Raw genomic sequence first — 21,886 nt, forward strand, 5'->3', positions numbered from 1 at the left:
ATTTTTGTGGGTTGCTTGAAGGTTGAGGCGAGTCTTGCTGAAGGGATGCGCCGCCAGATTCACCGAAGATGCACCGTGGAATCCATCACAGGATTCACCACAGAATTTGCCGCAGGATTCACCGCAGAATTCGCCGTGCACTCTCTTGCGGTTTTGTGGCTCGGCTTGTGCTTGCTTGTGCACCTTATGCTTGTGCCCCTTATATAGGGGCAGATACAGGGGCGCCAGATAGTACTGAAATTTTTAGAGATATTGTGGGGCTTTTAGGGCTGCCGTGAGCTGAGTGAGGGAGCGTAAAACAGATTTTCGGAACTCTACTGAAAGGCCATTCAAAGGTCTTTGACTCTCTTCGGAGCATTTCCGGAACAAAATTTTGGAAGATTCTGAAGAAAATTTGTAGAAATCAGAGTAGAAAATAGGGCTTCCTCGAGGCCTCCGCGGGTTCCCAAAAGCAGCTAAAACCCCTCCAAAAGCCCCTGATGTGGGGTGTTGTGAAGAAATTTTAAAATTTTTTGAAGTTTTTCTGAATCATCATTGACAAGCTTAAACGCATATGTGCCAGGCAATAAATGGTCGAAAATGGGGGTCAAAATCGGGCAAAATCGAACAAAACGGTTTGCACGCCTCCGCAAACCTGTCATAGACTAGTGGAGGTTCGAACGACGGGATGAAGAAAACTGAACCTGTTCGATCGACTAGGCCCCCATCGTCTAGCGGCCTAGGACGCCGCCCTTTCACGGCGGTAGCACGGGTTCAAATCCCGTTGGGGGTACTTGCAAATTTCACGATTTGCAAAGCCAAGTTTGATGATATAGAATTTATTTCTGTTGATTCCAACAAGGCCCCGTAGCGCAGTTGGTTAGCGCGCCGCCCTGTCACGGCGGAGGTCGCGGGTTCAAGTCCCGTCGGGGTCGCTCTGGCCGCGTAAGTTCAGATGATTATTCATCCGAAGACGCGGTCATTGCGTATCTAAAAGTAAATACGCAAGGCTCTGTAGCTCAGTTGGTAGAGCGTACGACTGAAAATCGTAAGGTCACCGGATCGACGCCGGTCGGAGCCACGAAATCCGCCTCCAGGCTTCTACAGTGGGGCGGGTTTTGTTTTTAAAAAACTTTGCGGTTGCAGATACTGCAAAACCGCCAAAAAGGCGGCATCTTGGGAATAAAACCCTGAGATGCCGCCTTTTTATATACGGTCTATGTACAGAACAGGTACATCACAATCACTGTAGAAACGCCCAGCAGGAAGCTACTCGATAATTTCTGCTCAAAGAGCGCATACAACGGGTTGCAGAAAGGATTGCCGCACCCATGACTGCCCAGAATTTCAGTACACAGCCTCCGGAGAGCTCACCCCAGATTCCCTGGGCAAAAAATGCTGCTGTCGATAGTGCTCAGGCGGGCGGAATCCGCTTCGAGAACATCACCAAAAGCTACCCGAGCCGAACCGGTGAACCCACCACGGTGCTGCAGAACCTGAACCTGCATATTCCCGCCGGGCAGATTACCGTGTTCGTCGGCCCCTCCGGATGCGGTAAAACCACTAGTCTGCGCATGATTAACCGCATGGTAGAGCCCAATAGCGGCACCATCACCATTGACGGCGTGAACGTGCACGAGAAGAACCCCTACGAGCTGCGCCGCGGCATTGGCTACGTGATGCAGCAGGGCGGGCTCATGCCGCACCGCACCGTCGCGCAGAATATTGCCACCGTACCGCGCCTGCTCGGCGCCTCCCGCAAGGAGGCGCAGGCGCGCGCCCTCGAACTGCTCGAAGTAGTCGGTCTGGATCCTTCGTACGCCAAGCGCTACCCCTCCCAGCTTTCGGGCGGTCAGGTGCAGCGCGTTGGTGTGGCGCGTGCTCTCGCCGCCGATGCGCCCGTCCTGCTGATGGACGAGCCGTTCTCCGCGGTGGATCCGGTGGTGCGCACCGACCTGCAGAAAGAGCTGTTGCGCCTGCAGGGTCGACTCGCCAAGACGATTGTGTTCGTCACCCACGACATTGACGAGGCGCTTCTGCTCGGCGATACAATCGCCGTCTTCGCGGAGGGTGGCCGCCTCGCACAGTTCGGTACTCCAGAAGAGATTCTCTACAGCCCCGCCGATGATTTTGTGCGCTCCTTCGTGAGCCGCTCCGTTGCCGGTCTGCTGGATGAGCAGACGGTACGCCAAGCGCGCGCACGCCGACTTGCCGCCTCCCGAGAAGCACAGAATGGTGCGGTAGAAGGCGAGAAAAGCGAATGAGTCTTCTAGAAAATATCGTGCTCGCGGCGCCACCTCTCGCCGCGCAGCCCCTAGTGGCATCACCCCTCGCCGCAAGCGACATGCACTGGGAATGGGTCGCCACCAACAGCCAGCGCATCCTCGAGCTGACCCTCAGCCACCTCTACCAGGGCGTCGTACCCGTCGCGATTGGCGCTCTCGTCGCGCTGCCGGTCGCCTACTACGCGAGCCGTCGCCGTGACCGCGGTTCCGAACGCCGCATCGGTGCGCGAACCCTCATGCACCTCTCCTCGCTGCTGTACACCATCCCCTCGATCGCACTGTTCGTGCTGATGCCGCTCATTCTGGGAACCTCCATTATTTCCCCGCTGAACATGCTCGTCGCCCTGAGCGTCTATTCCTTCTCGCTCATGGTGCGCTCCGGTGTGGATGCCTTCGACTCCGTACCCGATAGCGTGCACGAATCTGCACGCGCCCTCGGATACACGCCCCGACAGGCGCTGATGGAGCTCTACCTGCCCCTCGCTACGCCCGTCATTATGGCGGGAATCCGCGTGGCAACCGTGGCAAATATTGCGATGGTGTCCGTGGGTGCCCTCATCGGTGTACCCTCGCTCGGTACGCTCTTCACCGACGGACTCGCGCGCAATATCCCTTCGGAAATCCTGGCTGGCGTAATCCTTAGCCTGCTGCTGGCGCTGGTCCTCGACCTGCTCCTTATCCTTCTGACAAGGGCACTTACGCCCTGGCAGGCGGCTACGGTTGCGAACCGCCGCAGCCTCGAAAGGAAGGCATAACCCGTGAACGTCATAGAACGAACCTTCGCCTACCTCATGGACGGCGCCAACTGGCAGGGAAACGGCGGAATCCTCGTGCGCCTGCTCGAACACCTGAGCGTCACCGCCCTCGCCACTGCCTGCGCGGCACTCATCGTCGTGCCCCTCGGCCTCTGGGCTGGCCACCACCGACCCTCCGACGGCGCTAATCGCCGCCGCAGCAACCTGCTCATGAGCGCTGTAGCCGCCACCCGCGCGCTACCCGCGCTCGGTCTGCTCACCATCCTGGCGCTCTGGCTGGGCGTCTCAACCCTGCCAGCCCTCATCGTGCTCATTATTATTGCGGCGGCACCCCTGCTCGCCGGAGTTCTTGAAGGCCTCGCCGCCGTGCCGGAAGACCTCGTGGACGCAGCCCGCGCCCAGGGGCTCACCGAATGGCAGATCCTGACCCGCCTCGAAATCCCGCTCGCCGCCAACATGATGCTCGGCGGGCTCCGCTCCGCACTCGTGCAGGTCATCGCAACCGCGACCATCGTCGCCTACCTCAGCGGCGGAACCCTCGGCAGGTACCTCTTCGACGGGCTCGCCGTGCGCGACTACCCGCGCATGCTCGTCGCAACCCTGCTCGTGGCGCTTCTCGCCTTCGCCGTGGACGCGCTCATGGGCCTCGTGCAGCGTGCGCTCACCCCCGCGGGGCTCACCATCAACCGGAAGAAGGCATGAACCGATGAATCAGACGCATCAAACCTCCATGCGCCGTACCGTATCTCGTCGCGTTGCACTCACCGCCGCTGGAGCGCTCGGCATGGCGGGTATTCTCAGCGCCTGCGGGCTCAGCGGCGACAAAGTCTTCAGCGGTGAACACGAAGGAATCATCGTCGGCTCAGCAGCCTTCGCTGAATCCCAAATCCTTGCCGAAATCTACGCCGGAGCCCTCGCCCGGGCGGGATTCAACGCCCGCACCCAGCTGAGCATCGGCGCCCGCGAGGCGTACCTGGGGGCACTCGCCTCCGGTGCGGTGGACGTTATCCCGGACTACTCCGGCAACCTGCTTCTTTACCTGGACCCGAAGGCTACAGCTAACACTGCGCAGGAGATTCTGCAGGCGCTACCCGCCGCCCTCGGCACCCTCACCACGGGTGGCTCCGGGGCTGAAATCCGCGCCCTGAACGCCTCCGAGGCGGAGGATAAGGACTCGCTCGTCGTTACCGCGCAGACCGCCCAAAAGTACGGCCTGCGAAGCCTAGAAGACCTCGCCTCCCGCTGTACGAATCTGAAGCTTGGCGCCGCCCCGGAGTTTGCCGAGCGCGCCTACGGCATCCCGGGTCTGAAAGAGAAGTACGGATGCGTCCCCGCCGAGTTTGTGCCCCTCTCGGATGGCGGTGGCGCGCTGACCGTCAAGGCCCTGCTGGATGACACCGTGCAGGTGGTTGACCTCTACTCGACCACCCCCGCAATTGAGCAGAACAAGCTGGTGGTGTTGGAGGATCCGAAGAACATGATTCTGGCTCAGCAAGTGCTGCCCATTATCAATACGTCGCGAGTTCCCGACTCCGCGGCGGAGGTTCTGAATCGTGTCTCGGCGAAGCTGACCACCGCCGATTTGCGCACCCTCAACGACCGCGTTTCGGGCACCTCCAAGCAGGAGCCCTCGCAGGCGGCGGCTGCCTGGCTGAACGAGCACGGCTTCTAAGATTCCGCCTGATATTCCACATTAATTCCTCTACAGGAATGGATATAAACAACACCGACCTGGGAATATTCTAGAAATAGAATATTAACAGGTCGGTTTATATCGTCCTTCTCCCATACGTCTCCCACAGGTTAGGGGAGGGGCATACAGTAGCTTTTAGCCCTCAATCAGTAGCGCCAGAGCCTCGTAGGGGCGCAGGCTCAGCGTCACCGTCTCAGCCGAATCAGATACAGCAGAATCCGCCGTAGCGGAATCGACAGCAGAATTCTTGTAATTACACACCAGCACGCGACCGGAACGAACGAACTCAGCCGGAACCTCAACCTCGGTCGGCTCACCGTAGAAGTTCGTCAGCACCAGCAGGCGCTGCCCCGGGATACCGTTCTCAGCACTAGCCTCAGCGGGCAGCTCACGCAGGTACGCAAACACTCGCTCGTGATTCAACGCGTAGGGCGCGTACGAACCCACAGAGATGACCGGGTACTGCTTACGCAGGGCAATCAGGTTGCGGTAGTAGGGCAGAATCACGCCGTCGCGTTCCTCGTCCTCCACCGAAATACCGGCACCGGTCGCCGCATCACGCACCGGGGCGGGAGCCAGCCACGGCGAGGTGGAACCGAACCCGGCAGTCACCGGATCCGCGGTCCACTGCATCGGCACACGCGAATTATCGCGAGCCTTCGATGCCACAATCTCCAGGGCCTGCTGCTCGCTCAGACCGCGTTCACGTAGCATCGCGTAGGCGTTGTGCGCCTCCACATCCACGTACTGCTCGATCGAGGAGTAGACCGGGTCAATCATGCCGATTTCCTCGCCCTGGTACACGTACGGGGTGCCGCGCAGCAGGTGAATCACGGTCGCCAGCATGGTTGCTGACTCGGCGCGGTAACGCTCAACGTCACCAAAACGGTTCAGTGCGCGCGGCTGATCGTGGTTATTCCAGAACAGTGCGTTCCAGCCGCCGCCGGCCTGCATACCCAGCGCCCAATCGTTCAGGATCTGCTTCAACTCGGCAAAACGGAACGGCACCTTCGACCACTTCTCGCCGTTCTCGTAGTCCACCTTCAGGTGGTGGAAGCTGAACACCATGTCCAGCTCGTGGTGTGCCGGGTTGGAGTAGCCCACGCAGTTTTCGATGCTGGTCGAGGACATTTCGCCCACGGTCACGGTGTCATCATGCTGACCGAAGGAGGCGCGGTTCAGCTGCTGAATGCGGGTGTGCACAATCGGGGTGTCGGTGTATTGTGCCTTGTCCACGGTGCCTTCGGGGGCGTCGAGTAGCTCTTCACCCTTGCCGATGACGTTAATAACGTCGAAACGGAAGCCGCGCACGCCCTTCTCGTACCAGAAGTTCACGACCTTAAACAGCTCGTCGCGCACAGTCGGGTTGTACCAGTTCACGTCTGCCTGGGTGCGGTCGTACAGGTGCATGTAGAACAGGGGAGTGCCGTGCTCATCCGTGTACTCGCCAAAGCGGGACCAGCAGGAGCCGCCGAACTTCGACTCCCAGTTGGTCGGTTCGCGCAGCTGACCGTCCTCGGTGTATTTGCCGGGGCGAATGTAGAAGTAATCCCAGTACTCGCGCTCACCGGCGAGCGCACGCTGGAACCACTCGTGCTCGGTCGAAACATGGTTGAGCACCATGTCGAACATGACGCCCACACCGTGCTCGGCGAGGGCGGCAATCATCTCTTCAACGTCCTCCATGGTGCCCAGGTCGGGGTTGATGGCGTAGTAGTCGGAGATGTCGTAGCCGTTGTCGTTCTGCGGGGAGGCGAAGAACGGGTTGAACCACACCATATCCACGCCCAGGGAAGCAATGTAGGGCACCTTCTCGATGACGCCGCGCAGGTCGCCGTAGGCGCCACCCGCCGAGGAGTAGAAGGACTTGGGGTACACCTGGTAGATCACGGAGGACGCGAAATCCTTGCTGCCTGCCGGGCTGGTTGCCGGGCTGGCTGCCGGGGTGAGGGTGAGAGATGCGGTGGGTGCCTGTGTCATAGAAACCTTCTGAAACGTAAGCAGGGTTCAGCGTGTATAAAAGTGTGTATAAATCAGTGTGTTGGATACGAACCGTGCCGGTGTTACGTATGCTGCTACGTATCCACAGAGAGGCCCGTACGCGGCAGGCACGGCAGCCCGCCGCCTCCCGGTGCGTTCGCCGACTGAATATCGCCGCCCGCAACCTGGGCTCATTCCAGATTAGGGGGCATAATGGGGTGAAGTCCCCCATCTACCCCAAAGGGGGCAATTCTGCCGCAGATCCGGCACAACCCCCGTGGCCTCAACCCTCCCACCGATAGGCGGTTGCAGGCTCGTGCGCGTTTCGATGCATGAAACCAAAGTGACCCTGAGCTGAAGAGCGTTGGACGCCGCGCGTAAAATCAGTACTTGCATCACTACGGAAGGTAAAACAATGCCAGAACTGCGTTCACGTACTTCAACTCACGGCCGTAACATGGCTGGTGCCCGCGCCCTGTGGCGTGCCACCGGCATGGGCGATGACGACTTCGGCAAGCCCATTATTGCTATCGCGAACTCCTTCACCCAGTTCGTGCCCGGCCACGTGCACCTGAAGGACATGGGTGAGCTGGTCGCCGGCGCGATTCGTGAGGCTGGCGGCGTCGCCAAGGAATTTAACACCATCGCTGTTGATGACGGTATCGCGATGGGTCACGACGGTATGCTCTACTCGCTGCCTTCCCGCGATCTGATTGCTGACTCGGTCGAGTACATGGTCAACGCGCATCGTGCCGACGCGCTGGTCTGCATCTCTAACTGTGACAAGATCACCCCCGGTATGCTTCTGGCGGCTATGCGCCTGAACATCCCCACCATCTTTGTCTCTGGCGGCCCCATGGAGTCCGGCGAGGGTATTGAGGGTATTGTTGAGCACCGCCTCGACCTGGTGGACGCCATGGTGATGGCTGTTGATGACAGCGTCAGTGACGCTGCGCTCGCCCAGATTGAGAAGAATGCGTGCCCGACCTGCGGTTCGTGCGCGGGTATGTTCACCGCGAACTCCATGAACTGCCTGAATGAGGCGATTGGTCTGGCGCTGCCCGGTAACGGCACCACCCTGGCTACTCAGGTTGCTCGTAAGGAGCTGTTCCTGGACGCTGGCCGCCGCATCGTTGAGCTGGCTAAGCGCTACTACGAGCAGGATGACGAGTCGGTTCTGCCCCGCTCCATTGCGACCAAGGAGGCGTTTGAGAACGCTATGGCGCTGGATGTGGCGATGGGCGGTTCGACCAACACCGTGCTGCACACCCTGGCGATTGCGCACGAGGCGGGTGCTGACTTCACCCTGAAGGATATTGACCGCATTTCGCGTCAGGTTCCCTGCCTGGCGAAGGTTGCCCCGAACTCCACTAAGTACCACATTGAGCACGTGCACCGTGCCGGCGGTATTCCTGCCCTGCTGGGTGAGCTGAACCGTGCCGGCCTGCTGCACAAGAACGTTCATTCTGTTCACGCTGACTCGCTGGACGAGTGGCTGGACGAGTGGGATATCCGCAGCGGTAAGGCGAGCGAGAAGGCGAAGGAACTGTTCCTTGCTGCTCCCGGCGGCGTGCGCACCACTCAGGCGTTCTCCACCGCGAACAAGTACGAGTCCCACGAGACCGACGCTGAGAACGGCTGCATCCGCTCCGTGGAGCACGCGTACACCAAGGACGGCGGCCTGGCGGTCCTGTACGGCAACATTGCCCAGAACGGTGCAATCATCAAGTCCGCTGGTATTGATGAGGAGCTGTTCCACTTCAAGGGCCGCGCCTTCGTGGTCGAGTCGCAGGACGAGGCTGTGCACGAGATCCTGTCGAAGAACGTGAAGGAAGGCGACATTGTCGTCATCCAGTACGAGGGTCCGAAGGGTGGCCCCGGCATGCAGGAAATGCTGTACCCGACCTCCTACCTGAAGGGTCTGGGCCTCGGCAAGAAGTGCGCGCTGATTACTGACGGTCGTTTCTCCGGTGGTACTTCCGGTATTTCTATCGGTCACGTCTCCCCGGAGGCTGCTGCTGGCGGCGCTATCGGCCTGGTGCAGACCGGCGACGAGATTGAGATTGACGTGAACAACCGCATCCTGCGTGTGAACGTTTCGGATGAGGAGCTTGCTGCTCGCCGCGAGGCGAAGGGCGCTGCACCGTGGCGTCCGACGAAGCCGCGTGAGCGTCAGGTATCGAACGCCCTGAAGGTGTACGGTATGCTGGCTGCTTCGGCTGATAAGGGCGGCGTGCGCATCCTGCCCGAGGACGCATAAGCCCTTCACGCATCGTGTGAGAATTTAATATCTTGCCCTAATGGGCTGGCGCCCCGTTCCGCGGTTTTTCTGCGGGCGGGGCGCTGTTCTTTGTCCGCGTCTTTGTTCGTATCTTTGTCCACCGTCGTGGGATGCCCGGTGCGGCGTATTGCCTTGTCAGTGGTGTTGCAGTAGGGTGTAAGAAGGTATTTAGGTACCCGATTCACCGACTCAGCACAACCACTCGACACAACGCAATTCGCAACCCTCACGAGGACGCATTCATGGTTACCCTGCCCGCACGCGCACAGCGTGCTTTTACTCGTCGTGCCCTGACGGCTCTTGCCTGCATCGGTGCGCTCGCTTTGAGCTCTTGCTCCGCTCAGCCGCAGGCTGATGATTCTGAAACCGCCCCGATGATGGTGGCGACTTCTTCCGCGCCCGTTGATGCAAAGACCCTGTTCACCGCGGCGGACGGCTCCTGGAAGCCGAATACTGTGCAGATCTCTGCCGGTCTGGATGCGCCGGCAACGTACGACTCGGTAGCGACCCCCACGGATGAGCCGAGCACCAACGCCGAGTACGAGGCTGCATACGCCACCGCGAGCGGCTCCGCGAACACTATCGATGCGGGTACCCGCTGCGGCATAACCAGCCAGCTGGGTGGTTCCGCCGGTATTTACGTGTATGACGGTTCGGATTGTGCAAAGGCTCAGGAGGCGGTGCGTCTGTTCAACAGCCGCAAGAACCAGGACGGTTCGGCGAGTGTTGAGTGGTACCAGTGCGCTACGAAGGTGCAGGGCCGCGACTACATTACGGGTGCCTGCTTCACGAAGGGTGGTAGCGTTGAGAAGCCGCGCCTGGCGCTGATTCCGGCGCAGACCCGCATGCTCTCGGGTACGCTGACTTTCGCTGAAGCGTACGGTGGCGGCACTTTCGGTCAGGGTGATTCTGCGAAGACTGTTGAGGCGCTGCGTTTCACCAGCCCGGACTCTAAGGTCGCGTGTTCGGTGACCCCGTCGGGTGTGGACTGCCAGGCGCTGGTGGGTGTGACCCTGGAGGGTTGGGATGCCGCCTCCGGTAAGGCGCAGCAGCGTGTGCACATGGTGCAGGGTCAGGCTCCCGAGGTGAGCCTGGTCGGTCAGACCGCCACCCCGGAGCCGGTGAATACTGAGGGCATTGTTGCCCTGTCTACCGGTCAGGTGGTGACTGCGTACGGTTACACCTGCAAGTCGGTGAATACCGGTAAGGTGCATTGCGTGAGCGCGACGAATGGTTTCACACTTGATTCGATGGAGGTTGGCGTAGAACGCCGTTAAACCGAGAGCGCTGCTAAACCGAGAATGAAGGCGAGGCGTGCTACGAGTTGCCGCGCTCGCCTCCATAACTGACATGCGAAGGTGCCCGGCACCCCTCACTTAGGGGGTGCCGGGCACCTCGGTCTTTAACGTCGTTTAGCGGAAGTTGACGATGCGAACGTCCAGCTCGGAGGAGAGCAGCGGCTCCCATGCGGCGACAGCCTTCTGGAAGTGTTCGGTGCCCATGTGCTTTTCGAGCAGTTCCTGGGATTCCCAACGCTCGATGAATGCGAAGTCGGTGTCGGAGACGGCACCGAAGTCGTAGCTGACGTTGCCTTCGTCCTGGCGGCTTGCGGTCACGAGCGGTTCGATGGTCTTGAGGAATTCTTCGACGTGCTCGGGCTTGACGGATACTCCGGCGTAAACACCAATCATGGGGCTCTCCTTGTGGGGTGGTGCGGCGGTTGCCGCGTCGTATATGACTCTTTTACCGTACACCTTTCCCCGCGCCTCGGTGAGGTATGCGTGGGGGTTTCTCGCGCTGTGTTGTGTGCTGGGTTTTGTGCTGTGCCGGTGTGAGAGAGGAGTTGCGGTTATTCCATTCGCTGACTGTAAAAAAGGTGTTTTATATTTGCGTGCCCCTTTCTTTTCGACCTATAAAAGAATGAGGACGATACACCGCACGAATGGAAGGAGAAGCGGTATGGCACGCATGGGGGGTGACACTCATGGGATTTTCACCGGCGCACATCAAACGATGCACCCTGACCTGGGAGGCGCCCGACTATAGCGCCTCGTACCCTGCCGGGTACACGGATCAGGGCGTTGCTGTGATTGCGGTGGCTCAGGAGCATCGTAAGGCGCAGGGTTTTTGTTATTCGGCGTTGTCGACGGTGGTTTTTATTTCTAAGCAGGACGGCACCCGCACTGTGGTGAATGAGGAGCCGATGCTTTTCACTCACGTTCATTCCCTGATGGAGTGCTGTGATGAGGTGCATCCGCGTCTGCTGGGTCGTGCCGTGCTTTCTGCGTGGGATGTGGTTCCTGAGCAGTACCGTCAGAACCTGGTGACGATTGCTGCTGACCGTAAGAATTTGAAGCATCTTTTCCGTGATTGCGACCAGTTGAAGGGGATTATGGAGTACCGCGCCTTTGAGAAGGTGCTGGACCCGTACGATAACCATTCTTTGGGTGAAGTGCATGTGAAGCTTGCTGGCACGCCCGCGTATGAGCGGATGCAGGCTGAGGTGTGTGCGGCACGTACCGCTGTGGATGAGATGGTGGAGGAGGCACTGACCCCTCGTCCGCTGGATCAGCTGCAGGACTATAGCGTTTTCACGGATTGTTCGTTCCGTTCGACTCACAATAAGAAGTATCAGCGTGGCGGCCGTATGGGTATCGCCGGCGTGAGTGAGGACGGCTTCTATTTTCATGCCCACTATGATGGCGTGAACATTATGACCGGTGAGCTGTCTGCAATGTTGGCGGCTTATACGGTGTTCCATAGCGGTTCGCGCCGCCTGATTATTCATACGGATTCTTTGGGTGCGTTGACGTTTGTGTTGCGTTTGGCGCATAGCCGTTGGGCTTTTGAGGCGTGGGTTTCTGAGGGTATTCAGGATGAGCGTGTGGTGTCTCAGATGCGTGCTTTGACGGAGGCTATCCGCGAGAAGCGTGTGCTGGTGAAGCATGTTCCGGGCCATACGGGCCACGGTTTGCAGGAGAGTAGCGACTCTGTGTCGAAGATGCATCGCCATTTTCCGGGGCAGATTGTGGATAAGCGTCATCAGAGCGAGTTTAATCAGCGTTGCGAGTCGATTATTACTGCTTTGTCGGGGTGTGCGAAGGCTGTTCGCCTGCTTGCGCCGGAGTGGTTGCAGATTAAACCTTCTTCAATCCACACGGGAAACCGTTTATGGCGCTAAACTAGTCCAGGGTAGAAATGAACGCGCGATACATTCGCTGCATACGAAGGTATGCGATGTCGGAGGTGTCGCGTGTTTCTTTTTGCCCTTTTGCCTTCTCCGCATGCGCTTTTACGAGGCTCACCTGTAGCGCTGCTCTAGCTTGTAGCCCCGCGCATCCTGCAATGGTGCGTGGGAAAAGAATGCGGGGGAAACGAAAGCTCCCCCTGAGCGTCGAATCAATCGAACTCAGGGGGGGGAGCTTTTAGGTTATTTACCAGCGTGGGTGAACATAATCTTCACAATCGCAAGAACAATAACGGCGAGGGTGAGCCACACGGCGCTTCGGACAGTACGCCAGCAGATTGGCTCGCCGCGGTAGCGAGCAATCGCGAAGTTGAGGGTAAAAATACGCCACACCACGGTCACAAGACAGAGAATAATAGTGCAGTCAAAAATGATGTCGTAGGTGCCGCCGGGCGGTAGGAATGTCGCCAGAATCAGGAGCGCCACGGGGTACACGGTCGTACCCAGAATAGGGCTCGCGTTGCCCAGCGCGTGCTTGACGAAATCTCGCGGCGGGGTGCCGCCGTGCAGCACCCGGTACTCCTGCATTTCTGAGATGACGTGGGCAATGTAGGTGGTCAGACCGGTACCCGTAATGTAGAGGATTGCGGTGCCGTCAAAGATCGCGTTCGCGTCGTGAATGCTCAGCAGAGCCGCCAGCACCAAGAAATTACCGTAGGTGTACGCAGAGATACGGTGAGCAACGTCGTGCGCATCGAGTTCAGCGAATTTACGGCGTGCTTTACGGAATAGAAGGGGCATTCGATAGTCCTTTGGCGGGTGCGGGGATGAAAACTCAGACCCCCGAGTGTGTGACAAATAGCTTAGAGGAGCGATGACCACAGTCGGCAGAGGTTCTCCACCATCTTGATGCGGCGCGGGCGCTCCGCCCACTGGGTGTACAGCAGCTCGGTGCAGACCTGCTCGTATTCGGCGCATACTTCATCCAGCATCGCGACCATGCCGCGGTCAATGACGAACGTTGACACTTCCATGTTCAGTGAGAAGGAACGCGGGTCCATATTGGACGAGCCAATGAACGTAATTTCGTCGTCGACCATCATGAACTTGGAGTGCAACACGGTCGGGCTGGGGTACTGCAGAATACGCACACCCGCCTGCAGCAGCTGCTCGTAGTAGGAACGCTGCGCCATGTTCGGCAGGAACTGGTCGCCCTTCTCGCACACAATCACGGTGGTTTCAATACCGGAGTAGGCGGCGTTCGTGAGTGCCTGCAGTAGGGTCTCTTCGGGCACGAAGTAGGGCGAGCAGATGGTAATACGCCGCTCGGCGTTGTAGATCAGGTAGTTAATGAGGCGCAGGTTGTTTTCGGTTTCAAAACCGGGGCCGGAGGGCACAACCTGGGCGCGCATCCCATCCTTGTAGTAGGGGATATTGGTGTTAATTTCTGCCAGGATCAGCTGGTTCGTTTCGGAGTACCAGTCGGAGACGAAAACGGCGTTGAGCTCTTCAACGATGGGGCCGGTGCAGGAGAAGGTCAGGTCCTTCCACTCCAAGCCCTTCTTAATGTTTTCGGGCATGTCGTAGGAGCGGTGAATAGCGTTCTGCGAACCGGAGAACGCGACGCGTCCGTCCACGACGAGGACCTTGCGGTGGTTACGCAGGTCGGGTCGCTGCCACTTGAGTTTCCACGGTTTGAGCGGCAGCATGAGGCGCCACTGCATACCCGAGTCGTTGAGCATTTTCACGAGTTTCTTATAGGACGGGTATTTGCGGGAGCCGATGTGGTCGAGGAGTACGCGCACCTGTACACCGCGTTCGTGGGCTGCGAAGAGGGCGTCCCAGAGGACTGCGCTCGCCTCGTCGTAGGCGGTGATGTAGAACTCGAAGTGCACGTATTTGGTGGCGCGGTCGACTTCTTCCGCCATGGCGACCATTGCCTCGTGGTTGTCGGTGTGGAGGGTGAATTGGTTGCCGCCGACCAGGGGGAGCGAGCCGAGGGTGTAGTTGAGTTGGCTGGCTACCTTTGCCGGGTCGGAGAGGTCATCGGTGCGGGTGAGGAAGGGTTTGTTTTCGCTGACATCGCGAATCATGTCGTTCATGGCGTGTTGGCGTGCGCGGCGGTAGGCGGGCAGGCGCGAGGAGCCGAAGACGAGGAATGCGATGAACCCTACGAAGGGGATGAAGAAGATGGCCATGAGCCAGCCCAGGGCAACCACGGGTTTGCGGTTGTAGGGGAGCCAACAGAGGGCTGCGAGTCGGATGAGGATATCGGCAATGCCGAGTGCGAGGCGTAGCCAGTCTGGCAGGAAATCGAGATAGGCGGGGGCAAACAAGTTCATCCCTCTATTATGCCGATGTTTTGTGTGGGGCTGGAGCTTAGCTGGCTATGCTGTGGGCCTTAACGCCAAAAATGCACTTGAGCATTGTGTGCAGTGATGAAATAATTGCAGTTATGCAGAAAAAGGAACAGAGCCTTCGCGAACGCCGCCGCGAACAAACCTGGACGGCAATCCACGAAGCAGCCCTCAAACGCGTCCGCGAACACGGGATGCGCGGAACCACCGTTGAAGAAATCGCCCAGGAGGCGGGCGTCTCCCCGCGTACCTTCTTCAACTACTTCCCCTCTAAAGAGGATGCCGTCCTGGGTCTGCGCGAACCGGTGGTCAGCGAGGAAATCCTCGAAACAGACCGTGCCCACGAGGATGACAACACGATCATTCGTGTAACCCACCTTCTCTGGGAGGTCATTTTCCAGAGCTTCCACTACGCCAAGGGCAAGGACCCTCGAGCTCCCTATCAGGAGTTCCCCGAGTCCGCGAAACGAATGAAGATGCACTACATGAAGTGCGAACAGGTGCTCACCGAGTACCTGAACACCATCGACTGGGTGGCTTTTGATGCTGCTGGTCGCCGCGGCCCCTTCCCGCGCCGAAACCCGGCTGACCCGCTGACCGATCACTTCCGCGAGCGATCGCGCGCAAAGGTCCAGCTTGCCTCCGCGGTGCTTCGTCAGCTGGAGTTTGCCCGCGACCTGGAAGACAAAGAGGATATCGCCCGCCATATCCGCCAGACGGTGAAGACCTTCCAGTTCCTGCTTTTTGAGCAGAACCGACCGGCAATCTAGCGGCGGTTCACTGCTACAAATGACAAAAGCCCGCCGGAAACCGAATCGGAGGCCCCGAATCGAGGTAACCGAATCCAGAGCCCGGCGGATACTCACAACAGACATATATAGAACGTAACTAAGGATTAAACGATGAGTACAGAGGAAAAGAATCTACCTCAGCCGCCAGCCGGTGAGGCTAAGCAGGAAAGTAAAAACCGCATCCGCGCCATGTTCCTGGGCCTGGTCATTGTGATGCTCATGTCCTCGCTGAACCAGACGATTCTGGCGCCGTCGCTGCCCACGATCGTTGGTGAGCTTCACGGCGTGGAGCACATGAGCTGGGTGATTACCATTTTCATCCTGCTTTCGACGATTACGATGCCGGTCTACGGCAAGCTTTCTGACCAGTTCGGACGCAAGCCCTTCCTGATTTTTGCGATTGTTGCTTTCATGGCGGGTTCGATTGTTGGTGCGCTCGCTCAGGACATGAACTGGCTGATTTTTGCTCGTGCCCTGCAGGGTCTGGGCGGTGGCGGTCTGATGATTCTTTCTCAGGCTGTGATTGCTGACGTGATCCCTCCCCGCGACCGCGGCCGCTACATGGGTATTATCGGTGGCGTTTTTGCTTTCTCGTCGGTGGCTGGTCCGCTGATTGGTGGCTGGATTACTGAGGGTCCGGGTTGGCGTTGGGCGTTCTGGCTTAATCTGCCGTTGGCTATTCTGTCGATTCTTGCGGTGATTTTCTTGCTACCGCACCGCCCGTTCCGTGACCGTGAGAAGCACAGTATCGACTACCTTGGTTCGCTGATTCTGATGGCGGGTACGAGTGCGCTGGTGCTTGCCACGATTTGGGGTGGCAACCAGTACGAGTGGACCTCGCCCGAGATTATTGGTCTGCTGGTCTTCTCTGTGGTTGCTGCGCTGGTGTTTATCCCGGTGGAGAACCGTGCGGCTGAGCCGGTCATGCCCATGTACCTGTTCAAGAATCGTAACTTCCTGCTGACTCTGGGCGCTTCGCTGGCGCTGGGCGTGGCAATGTTCGGTGCGGTGGAGTACATCCCGACTTATCTGCAGATGGCGCTGGGTGTGAGCGCTACGGTGGCCGGTCTGCTGATGATCCCGATGATGGGCGTCATGCTGGTGGTGTCCATTGTGACGGGCCGCGTGGTGTCGAAGAGCGGTCGCTACAAGCGTTACGTGACGAGCGGTACCGCGATTGTGGCGCTGGGCCTGTTCCTGCTGTCGACCGTGACTATTGAGACTCCGACCTGGCTGTTCTGTGTGTACCTTGCGGTGATGGGTGCCGGTCTGGGTATGTCCATGCAGTTCTTGACTCTGATTGTTCAGAATGCGTTCCCGGTGAGCGTGGTTGGTACCGCGACGGCGTCGAATAACTTCTTCCGTCAGGTGGGTGCTACTGTGGGTGCCTCGCTGGTGGGTGGTCTGTTCACCTCGCGTCTGACCTCGCTGATTTCTGAGCGTATGCCGCAGCAGGCGCTGCAGTCTTCGGGTAGCCATGCGTCTTCGTCTCTGACTCCTGAGCTGGTGGCGTCTTTGCCGGAGCCGGTGCACGGCATCATTGTGAATGCGTATAACGATGCGCTGATTCCGCTGTTCCTGTACCTGGTGCCGCTGGGCCTGGTGTCTACGCTGCTTCTGTTCTTCATTCGTGAGGATGCGCTGGCGACGACCCTGGAGACTGAGCCGGCTGTTGATATTGCCCGTGCGGCGACCGGTGCGATTCCGGTGATTACTCCGGAGATGGCGGCTAAGGATGCTGAGGCTCTGAAGAGCATGCACGCCTCTGCTCGTGCTCGTATTGATGAGTCGTTGAGCTCGGAGGCTTCGCCTGATTCGGAGCCTAACGCTAAGAGCTAGGGTCTTAGCACTAAACGCGGAGGCGTTGCCTTCCTATATAAGTGGCGCCCCGGTGCGAGTCGTGTGCTCGTGTCGGGGCGCTGTTTTTGGCTGAGTTGCCTTAAATAGCGCGCTTAAGAGGTGTGCCTTAGTGCTTGGTTTAGGGGTTGGAAGTGTTGGTTTAGTCCCCTAAATGGTGGGTTTACGTGGTGTTTTACCCCGTTAAAGCGCTTATCGAAAAGGTTATTACGTCCCTATGTCGAGAGAATTGTTTCGGATGTAAAATTTTCGTAAAAATTGTTAATCCGCCCCTTTTCCCCGGTATTCCGGGGCATTTTTTTACCCAGCTCCCTTTTAGCTTGCATACAGGCTGTTCTAAGGGGTGAAAGTGCCCAATGTGGGTTTGGTGGAAGTGTTACAGGCTATATAAGATAAAGTACATATGCTCCTAGTGACAGTCATCACGAAGCAGTGCGCTAGGACAGCATGACACACATGCCTTAACACCGACATCTACACAAGGAGGGGAACCGTCCCATGTTTAGGTACATCCTCCAGCGATCGCTGACGTACCTCGTCATGGTCTTTATTACGACCACGATGGGTTACTTTGCAGCGGTTACTGCCCTGAAGCCTGCCCTCTTGGAGCAGGAAAAGGTTCCGAAGCCTAGCCCCGAGCAGGTGAACCGTAACTTCGCATCCCTGGGTCTCGATCCCGAAATGAACCCCTGGGACCGCTACGTTCAGTGGCTGACCAATGTGGTCACCAAGTTCGATTGGGGCCGTAGCCCCAACGGCGCGTACATTAACCAGGAATTTGGCCAGCGCGTGTGGGTTTCTACCCGCCTGCTGCTGGTGGCTACCATTCTCTCGATTGTGATTGGTATTGCCCTGGGTGTGTACTCGGCAGCTCGCCAGTACAAGTTCTCTGACCGTGTTATCACCGGTTACTCCTACCTGGTCTACATCATCCCCGCTCCCGTTGCTTACTTCGTGGTGCAGCAGGGCGCGACCACTATCAACAACATCGCCGTTGCTAATGGTGGAGAGAAGATTTTCTATGTGACCGGTATTTCGACTCCGGGTCTGACCGGATTCTGGGAAATCACCATGGATATGGCGGCGCACTACGTCGTGCCGACCTTCTGTATGACCATCTTCGGTTGGGCTGGTTACCAGATTGCACAGCGTCAGTACCTGCTCGATAACGTGAACGCTGACTTCGTGCGTACCGCTCGTGCTAAGGGCTTGACCCGTAACCAGGCGATTACTCGCCACGCACTGCGCGTCTCCTTCATCCCCGTGGCACAGTCCATCGCGTACCAGATTCCGATGATTTTTGCGGGTGCATTCTTCGCCGAGACCGTCTTTGCATGGCCCGGTATCGGTAAGTGGTCGATTGACTCCATTTCCGCGCAGGACGTGAACGCTGCGACCGTGACCCTCGCGTACGGTTCTGCACTGTTCGCTGTCGGTGCGATCATCGCTGATATCGCTACCACCATCGTCGACCCCCGAGTGAGGATCTCATGAGTCAGGTAACTGCAACTTCCTCCGTACCGGTGGTACAGGAGAACGGTGACTTCAAGGTCATCAACAAGAGCGTTATTATTCTGCGCCGCTTCCTGCGTAACAAGGCTGCAGTCTTCGGTCTGTGCGTGTTCATCGGCATGGGTCTGTTCGGTCTGTTCGGTAAGTACCTGACCAAGTACAAGCCCAACGACATTGACTACATGGCGCTGGGTGAAGGCCCCTCGGCCGAGCACTGGTTCGGTACCACCATCGCGGGTAATGACGTGTTCGCCATGATGTCTGAGGCCGTCTGGACCTCTCTCCAGATTGGTGTGGTCGTCGGTTTGGCCACTGTGTTCATCTCCGCAGTTTACGGTTGTGTGATGGCGTACTTCGGTGGCTGGATTGACAAGATTATGCTGTTCATCCTCGAGACCCTGATCATGGTTCCCTCGCTGCTGATTCTGGCAATTCTGATTAACGGTCAGGTTGGTAAGCAGATTCAGAAGAGCGTCCCCACCTGGGTTCTGCTCTCTGCAGTGCTGATTGCCTTCGGCTGGATGGGTAGCGCCCGTGTTATTCGTGCAATGGCGCAGTCCCTCATCAACCGCGACTTCGTGAAGGCTGCACGCTACATGGGTGTGCACCCCTTCAAGATTGTGATGCGCCACCTGGTTCCGAACATTGGCTCCCTGCTGGTTCTGAACTTCACCAGCGGCATCATGGGCGCTGTGCTCTCTGAGGTCGCTTACTCCTTCATCGGCATCGGTATTAAGTACCCCAACTACTCGCTGGGCTCGCTGATTTCGGATGCTTCGCAGCAGATTAACACCCTGCCGCACATGTTCTGGTTCCCGGTTCTGTTCTTCTTCCTGCTGGTTGGTCCGCTGGCCCTCATGAACGACGGTCTGCGTGACGCATTCGACCCGACCTCCATGTCTGTCGGTAAGATCAAGAAGTCCAAGAAGAACGAGAAGGCAGAGGCACCTGCTGCCGCTGCAAAGGAGGCGAAGAACTAATGAGTACCTCTCCCGTTCTGAGCGTTAAGGACCTCAACGTCCGCTTCAATACTGAGAATGGCGTCGTGCACGCTGTTCGCGGTGTGAACTTTGACCTGTACCCCGGTAAGACCCTGGGTATTGTGGGTGAGTCCGGTTCCGGTAAGTCCGTTGCCTCCATGGCAATCATGGGTCTGCACCCGACTACCGCTGACATCACCGGTTCGGTCAAGTACAACGGCACTGAGCTGCTGGGCTTGAGCGATAAGGAAATGTGCGCATACCGCGGCAAGGAGATCTCTATGATCTTCCAGGATCCGCTGTCCTCACTGACCCCCGTGTACACCATTGGTGATCAGATTGCCGAGGTGCTCAAGGTCCACAACAAGGGCATGAGCAAGCAGGCTATCAAGGACCGTTCCATCGAACTGATGCGTATGGTGGGTATTCCCTCGCCGGCTGACCGCCTGCGTTCCTTCCCGCACGAATTCTCCGGTGGTATGCGTCAGCGCATCATGATCGCTATGGCGATTGCGAATGACCCCCGCGTGCTCATCGCTGATGAGCCCACCACCGCACTGGATGTGACCATTCAGGCGCAGGTGCTGGAGGTTATGCAGAAGGCTCAGGAAGAGACCGGAGCAGCGACCATCATGATTACCCACGACCTTGGTGTTGTGGCTGGTATGGCTGACGACATTCTGGTGATGTACGCCGGTAAGCCGGTGGAGATTGCGAAGGCAGAAGATCTGTACAAGCATCCCTCCCACCCGTACACCATCGGTCTGCTGGGTGCGGTCCCGCGTGTGGACCGTTCCGAGAAGGTCTCCCTGGTTCCGATTGAGGGTACCCCTCCGAACCTGATTAACCCGGTGACCGCGTGCTCCTTCCGCCCGCGTTGCCCCATCGCTAAGAGCGGTGGCCAGTGCTGCCAGGACTCCAACGGCGAGCCCGATCTGCAGCTGCTGGAAGGCGTTGGCGAGGGCCACTACTCCTCCTGCACCATCTCTCAGGAGCTGGTCGGTAAGACCGCTGACGAGCTGTACCCGGTTCCGGAGCCCCCGGTATCGAAGTACGACGGTATTCCGCGTGAGGAGCGTGCCCCCGTCCTGGAGGTCCGCAACGTCAAGAAGCACTTCCCGCTCATGAAGGGTGCGCTGATTAAGCGCCGCGTGGGCACTGTGAAGGCTGTGAACGGCCTGTCCTTCGATATTCGTGAGGGCGAGTGCTTCTCCATCGTGGGTGAGTCCGGTTGTGGTAAGACCACCACCCTGCTGGAAATCATGGAGTTCAATAAGAACACCGACGGTGAGATTCTGATTAACGGAACCTCCACCAAGGACGGCAAGTCCGCAGGTGAGATTCTTGAGCTGCGTAAGAACCAGCAGATGGTGTTCCAGGACCCCACCGGTGCTCTGGATCCGCGCTTCACCGTTTACGAGGTGCTGGCTGAGCCCCTGGAAAACCAGGGCATGAACAAGGCAGACATCAAGAAGCGCGTCATCGAGCTGATGCACATTGTGGGTCTGCAGCCTGACCACGTGAACCGCTTCCCGAACCAGTTCTCTGGCGGTCAGCGTCAGCGTATCGGTATTGCTCGTGCGCTTGCTGTGAACCCCAAGCTCGTGGTTCTGGATGAGCCGGTGTCCGCACTGGACGTGTCCGTCCAGGCTGGTGTGATTAACCTGCTGGAGGAGCTGCGTGCAAACCTGGGCCTGAGCTACCTGATGGTTGCTCACGACCTCGCGGTGATTCGCCACGCATCCGACCGCGTTGCAGTGATGTACCTGGGTCGTATTGTTGAGATTGGTGACGTCGACCAGGTGTTCGACAACCCGATCCACCCGTACACCCGTGCACTGCTCTCGGCGATTCCGGTTCCGGATCCCGAGGTTGAGGCAAAGCGCCACCGCATTATGCTTGAGGGCGACCTGCCCACTCCGGTGAACGCGCCTAAGGGCTGTGGCTTCTCGAGCCGTTGCCCGGTCTTCAAGCTGCTGCCTGAGGACAAGAAGCGTCGTTGCCTGGAGGAGATGCCGGAACTGACCCACGTTGAGGGTGAGGATCACGGTTATGCTTGCTACTTCCCGGAGGCTGAGGCCGCTACGGTGTAGCTCTAGAGTCGGCTGAATAAGTCGCATGTGTGCCGAGGGGCGAATATTCGTTGAATATTCGCCCCTCGGGTTTTTAATGCCCGGTACTGGTGAGGCGCGTGCAGCTTGAGATTGTCACCTGGTGAGACGGCGGGAG

16 protein-coding genes and 3 tRNA genes are annotated in these 21,886 nt (G+C 58.4%); 15 read left to right on the plus strand and 4 right to left on the minus strand.

The features are described 5' to 3' along the window. Positions 1-699: 699 nt before the first annotated feature. From O3675_RS06770 to O3675_RS06800, 7 genes are all read left to right on the plus strand, one after another. A tRNA-Glu gene (locus O3675_RS06770) sits at positions 700-772 on the plus strand. Between the two features lie 68 nt (positions 773-840). Further along, positions 841-914 (plus strand) — tRNA-Asp (locus tag O3675_RS06775). A 73-nt stretch (positions 915-987) separates the two neighbouring features. After that, a tRNA-Phe gene (locus tag O3675_RS06780) sits at positions 988-1,060 on the plus strand. 250 nt (positions 1,061-1,310) lie between these two features. Then, positions 1,311-2,243 carry an ABC transporter ATP-binding protein gene (locus tag O3675_RS06785; RefSeq protein ID WP_371571685.1) on the plus strand — a complete coding sequence of 311 codons (933 nt, stop codon included), beginning with the start codon at positions 1,311-1,313 and terminating at the stop codon, positions 2,241-2,243. Then, entirely contained in the window at positions 2,240-3,019 is a 780-nt protein-coding gene (locus O3675_RS06790) for an ABC transporter permease (protein WP_371571686.1), read from the plus strand. Before O3675_RS06785 ends, O3675_RS06790 begins: the two co-directional genes overlap by 4 nt. A gap of 3 nt (positions 3,020-3,022) precedes the next feature. Further along, positions 3,023-3,721, plus strand: coding sequence for an ABC transporter permease (locus O3675_RS06795; protein WP_303965050.1), 699 nt, complete (start codon positions 3,023-3,025; stop codon positions 3,719-3,721). A gap of 4 nt (positions 3,722-3,725) precedes the next feature. After that, positions 3,726-4,691 (plus strand): ABC transporter substrate-binding protein, encoded by a 966-nt coding sequence (locus tag O3675_RS06800; protein ID WP_371571689.1) that lies wholly within the window; start codon positions 3,726-3,728, stop codon positions 4,689-4,691. A 156-nt stretch (positions 4,692-4,847) separates the two neighbouring features. Here O3675_RS06800 and O3675_RS06805 read toward each other — a convergent pair whose 3' ends face one another. Beyond that, positions 4,848-6,692 (minus strand): alpha,alpha-phosphotrehalase, encoded by a 1,845-nt coding sequence (locus tag O3675_RS06805; RefSeq protein WP_371571690.1) that lies wholly within the window; start codon positions 6,690-6,692, stop codon positions 4,848-4,850. A gap of 415 nt (positions 6,693-7,107) precedes the next feature. Between O3675_RS06805 and ilvD the strand changes: the two genes are divergently transcribed. Then, on the plus strand, positions 7,108-8,952 hold the full coding sequence (gene ilvD, locus O3675_RS06810) for a dihydroxy-acid dehydratase (RefSeq protein ID WP_314928907.1): 1,845 nt from the start codon (positions 7,108-7,110) through the stop codon (positions 8,950-8,952). Between the two features lie 263 nt (positions 8,953-9,215). Then, entirely contained in the window at positions 9,216-10,250 is a 1,035-nt protein-coding gene (locus tag O3675_RS06815) for a 2-oxoglutarate dehydrogenase (protein ID WP_371571692.1), read from the plus strand. 135 nt (positions 10,251-10,385) lie between these two features. Here the strand turns inward: O3675_RS06815 and O3675_RS06820 are convergent, their stop codons facing one another. Beyond that, positions 10,386-10,664, minus strand: a complete 279-nt coding sequence (locus tag O3675_RS06820) for a putative quinol monooxygenase (RefSeq protein ID WP_044150828.1) — start codon at positions 10,662-10,664, stop codon at positions 10,386-10,388. 293 nt (positions 10,665-10,957) lie between these two features. Between O3675_RS06820 and O3675_RS06825 the strand changes: the two genes are divergently transcribed. Continuing rightward, positions 10,958-12,154 carry an RNase H family protein gene (locus O3675_RS06825; protein ID WP_314363356.1) on the plus strand — a complete coding sequence of 399 codons (1,197 nt, stop codon included), beginning with the start codon at positions 10,958-10,960 and terminating at the stop codon, positions 12,152-12,154. Positions 12,155-12,403: 249 nt separating this feature from the next. Here O3675_RS06825 and O3675_RS06830 read toward each other — a convergent pair whose 3' ends face one another. After that, on the minus strand, positions 12,404-12,961 hold the full coding sequence (locus O3675_RS06830; RefSeq protein WP_005507226.1) for a hypothetical protein: 558 nt from the start codon (positions 12,959-12,961) through the stop codon (positions 12,404-12,406). A 62-nt stretch (positions 12,962-13,023) separates the two neighbouring features. Further along, entirely contained in the window at positions 13,024-14,502 is a 1,479-nt protein-coding gene (cls, locus tag O3675_RS06835) for a cardiolipin synthase (RefSeq protein WP_371571694.1), read from the minus strand. A gap of 113 nt (positions 14,503-14,615) precedes the next feature. Here cls and O3675_RS06840 point away from each other — a divergent pair, with 113 nt between their 5' ends. The 5 genes from O3675_RS06840 (at position 14,616) to O3675_RS06860 (ending at position 21,750) form a co-directional block, all read left to right on the plus strand. After that, positions 14,616-15,287, plus strand: a complete 672-nt coding sequence (locus tag O3675_RS06840; RefSeq protein ID WP_230457276.1) for a TetR/AcrR family transcriptional regulator — start codon at positions 14,616-14,618, stop codon at positions 15,285-15,287. Positions 15,288-15,419: 132 nt separating this feature from the next. Next, positions 15,420-17,147: an MDR family MFS transporter gene (locus O3675_RS06845; RefSeq protein WP_371571696.1), complete on the plus strand. Its 1,728-nt coding sequence runs from the start codon at positions 15,420-15,422 to the stop codon at positions 17,145-17,147. Between the two features lie 516 nt (positions 17,148-17,663). Continuing rightward, the gene (locus tag O3675_RS06850; protein ID WP_005507218.1) at positions 17,664-18,659 is read left to right on the plus strand and encodes an ABC transporter permease; all 996 of its coding nucleotides are present in this window, start codon (positions 17,664-17,666) and stop codon (positions 18,657-18,659) included. Then, positions 18,656-19,657, plus strand: a complete 1,002-nt coding sequence (locus O3675_RS06855) for an ABC transporter permease (protein ID WP_005507216.1) — start codon at positions 18,656-18,658, stop codon at positions 19,655-19,657. Before O3675_RS06850 ends, O3675_RS06855 begins: the two co-directional genes overlap by 4 nt. After that, a complete protein-coding gene (locus O3675_RS06860; RefSeq protein WP_049361847.1) occupies positions 19,657-21,750 on the plus strand; it encodes an ABC transporter ATP-binding protein in 2,094 nt (697 codons plus the stop codon). Before O3675_RS06855 ends, O3675_RS06860 begins: the two co-directional genes overlap by 1 nt. Positions 21,751-21,886 lie beyond the last annotated feature (136 nt).

Source organism: Rothia sp. 27098_8_27 (assembly GCF_041432805.1).
Lineage (GTDB): Bacteria > Actinomycetota > Actinomycetes > Actinomycetales > Micrococcaceae > Rothia > Rothia mucilaginosa.

Coding starts and splice junctions, on each gene's coding strand:
- O3675_RS06785 (WP_371571685.1), top strand. CDS start 1,311: ATGACTGCCCAGAATTTCAGTACACAGCCTCCGGAGAGCTCACCCCAG.
- O3675_RS06790 (WP_371571686.1), top strand. CDS start 2,240: ATGAGTCTTCTAGAAAATATCGTGCTCGCGGCGCCACCTCTCGCCGCG.
- O3675_RS06800 (WP_371571689.1), top strand. CDS start 3,726: ATGAATCAGACGCATCAAACCTCCATGCGCCGTACCGTATCTCGTCGC.
- O3675_RS06805 (WP_371571690.1), bottom strand. CDS start 6,692: ATGACACAGGCACCCACCGCATCTCTCACCCTCACCCCGGCAGCCAGC.
- ilvD (WP_314928907.1), top strand. CDS start 7,108: ATGCCAGAACTGCGTTCACGTACTTCAACTCACGGCCGTAACATGGCT.
- O3675_RS06815 (WP_371571692.1), top strand. CDS start 9,216: ATGGTTACCCTGCCCGCACGCGCACAGCGTGCTTTTACTCGTCGTGCC.
- O3675_RS06820 (WP_044150828.1), bottom strand. CDS start 10,664: ATGATTGGTGTTTACGCCGGAGTATCCGTCAAGCCCGAGCACGTCGAA.
- O3675_RS06825 (WP_314363356.1), top strand. CDS start 10,958: ATGGGATTTTCACCGGCGCACATCAAACGATGCACCCTGACCTGGGAG.
- O3675_RS06830 (WP_005507226.1), bottom strand. CDS start 12,961: ATGCCCCTTCTATTCCGTAAAGCACGCCGTAAATTCGCTGAACTCGAT.
- cls (WP_371571694.1), bottom strand. CDS start 14,502: ATGAACTTGTTTGCCCCCGCCTATCTCGATTTCCTGCCAGACTGGCTA.
- O3675_RS06840 (WP_230457276.1), top strand. CDS start 14,616: ATGCAGAAAAAGGAACAGAGCCTTCGCGAACGCCGCCGCGAACAAACC.
- O3675_RS06845 (WP_371571696.1), top strand. CDS start 15,420: ATGAGTACAGAGGAAAAGAATCTACCTCAGCCGCCAGCCGGTGAGGCT.
- O3675_RS06850 (WP_005507218.1), top strand. CDS start 17,664: ATGTTTAGGTACATCCTCCAGCGATCGCTGACGTACCTCGTCATGGTC.
- O3675_RS06855 (WP_005507216.1), top strand. CDS start 18,656: ATGAGTCAGGTAACTGCAACTTCCTCCGTACCGGTGGTACAGGAGAAC.
- O3675_RS06860 (WP_049361847.1), top strand. CDS start 19,657: ATGAGTACCTCTCCCGTTCTGAGCGTTAAGGACCTCAACGTCCGCTTC.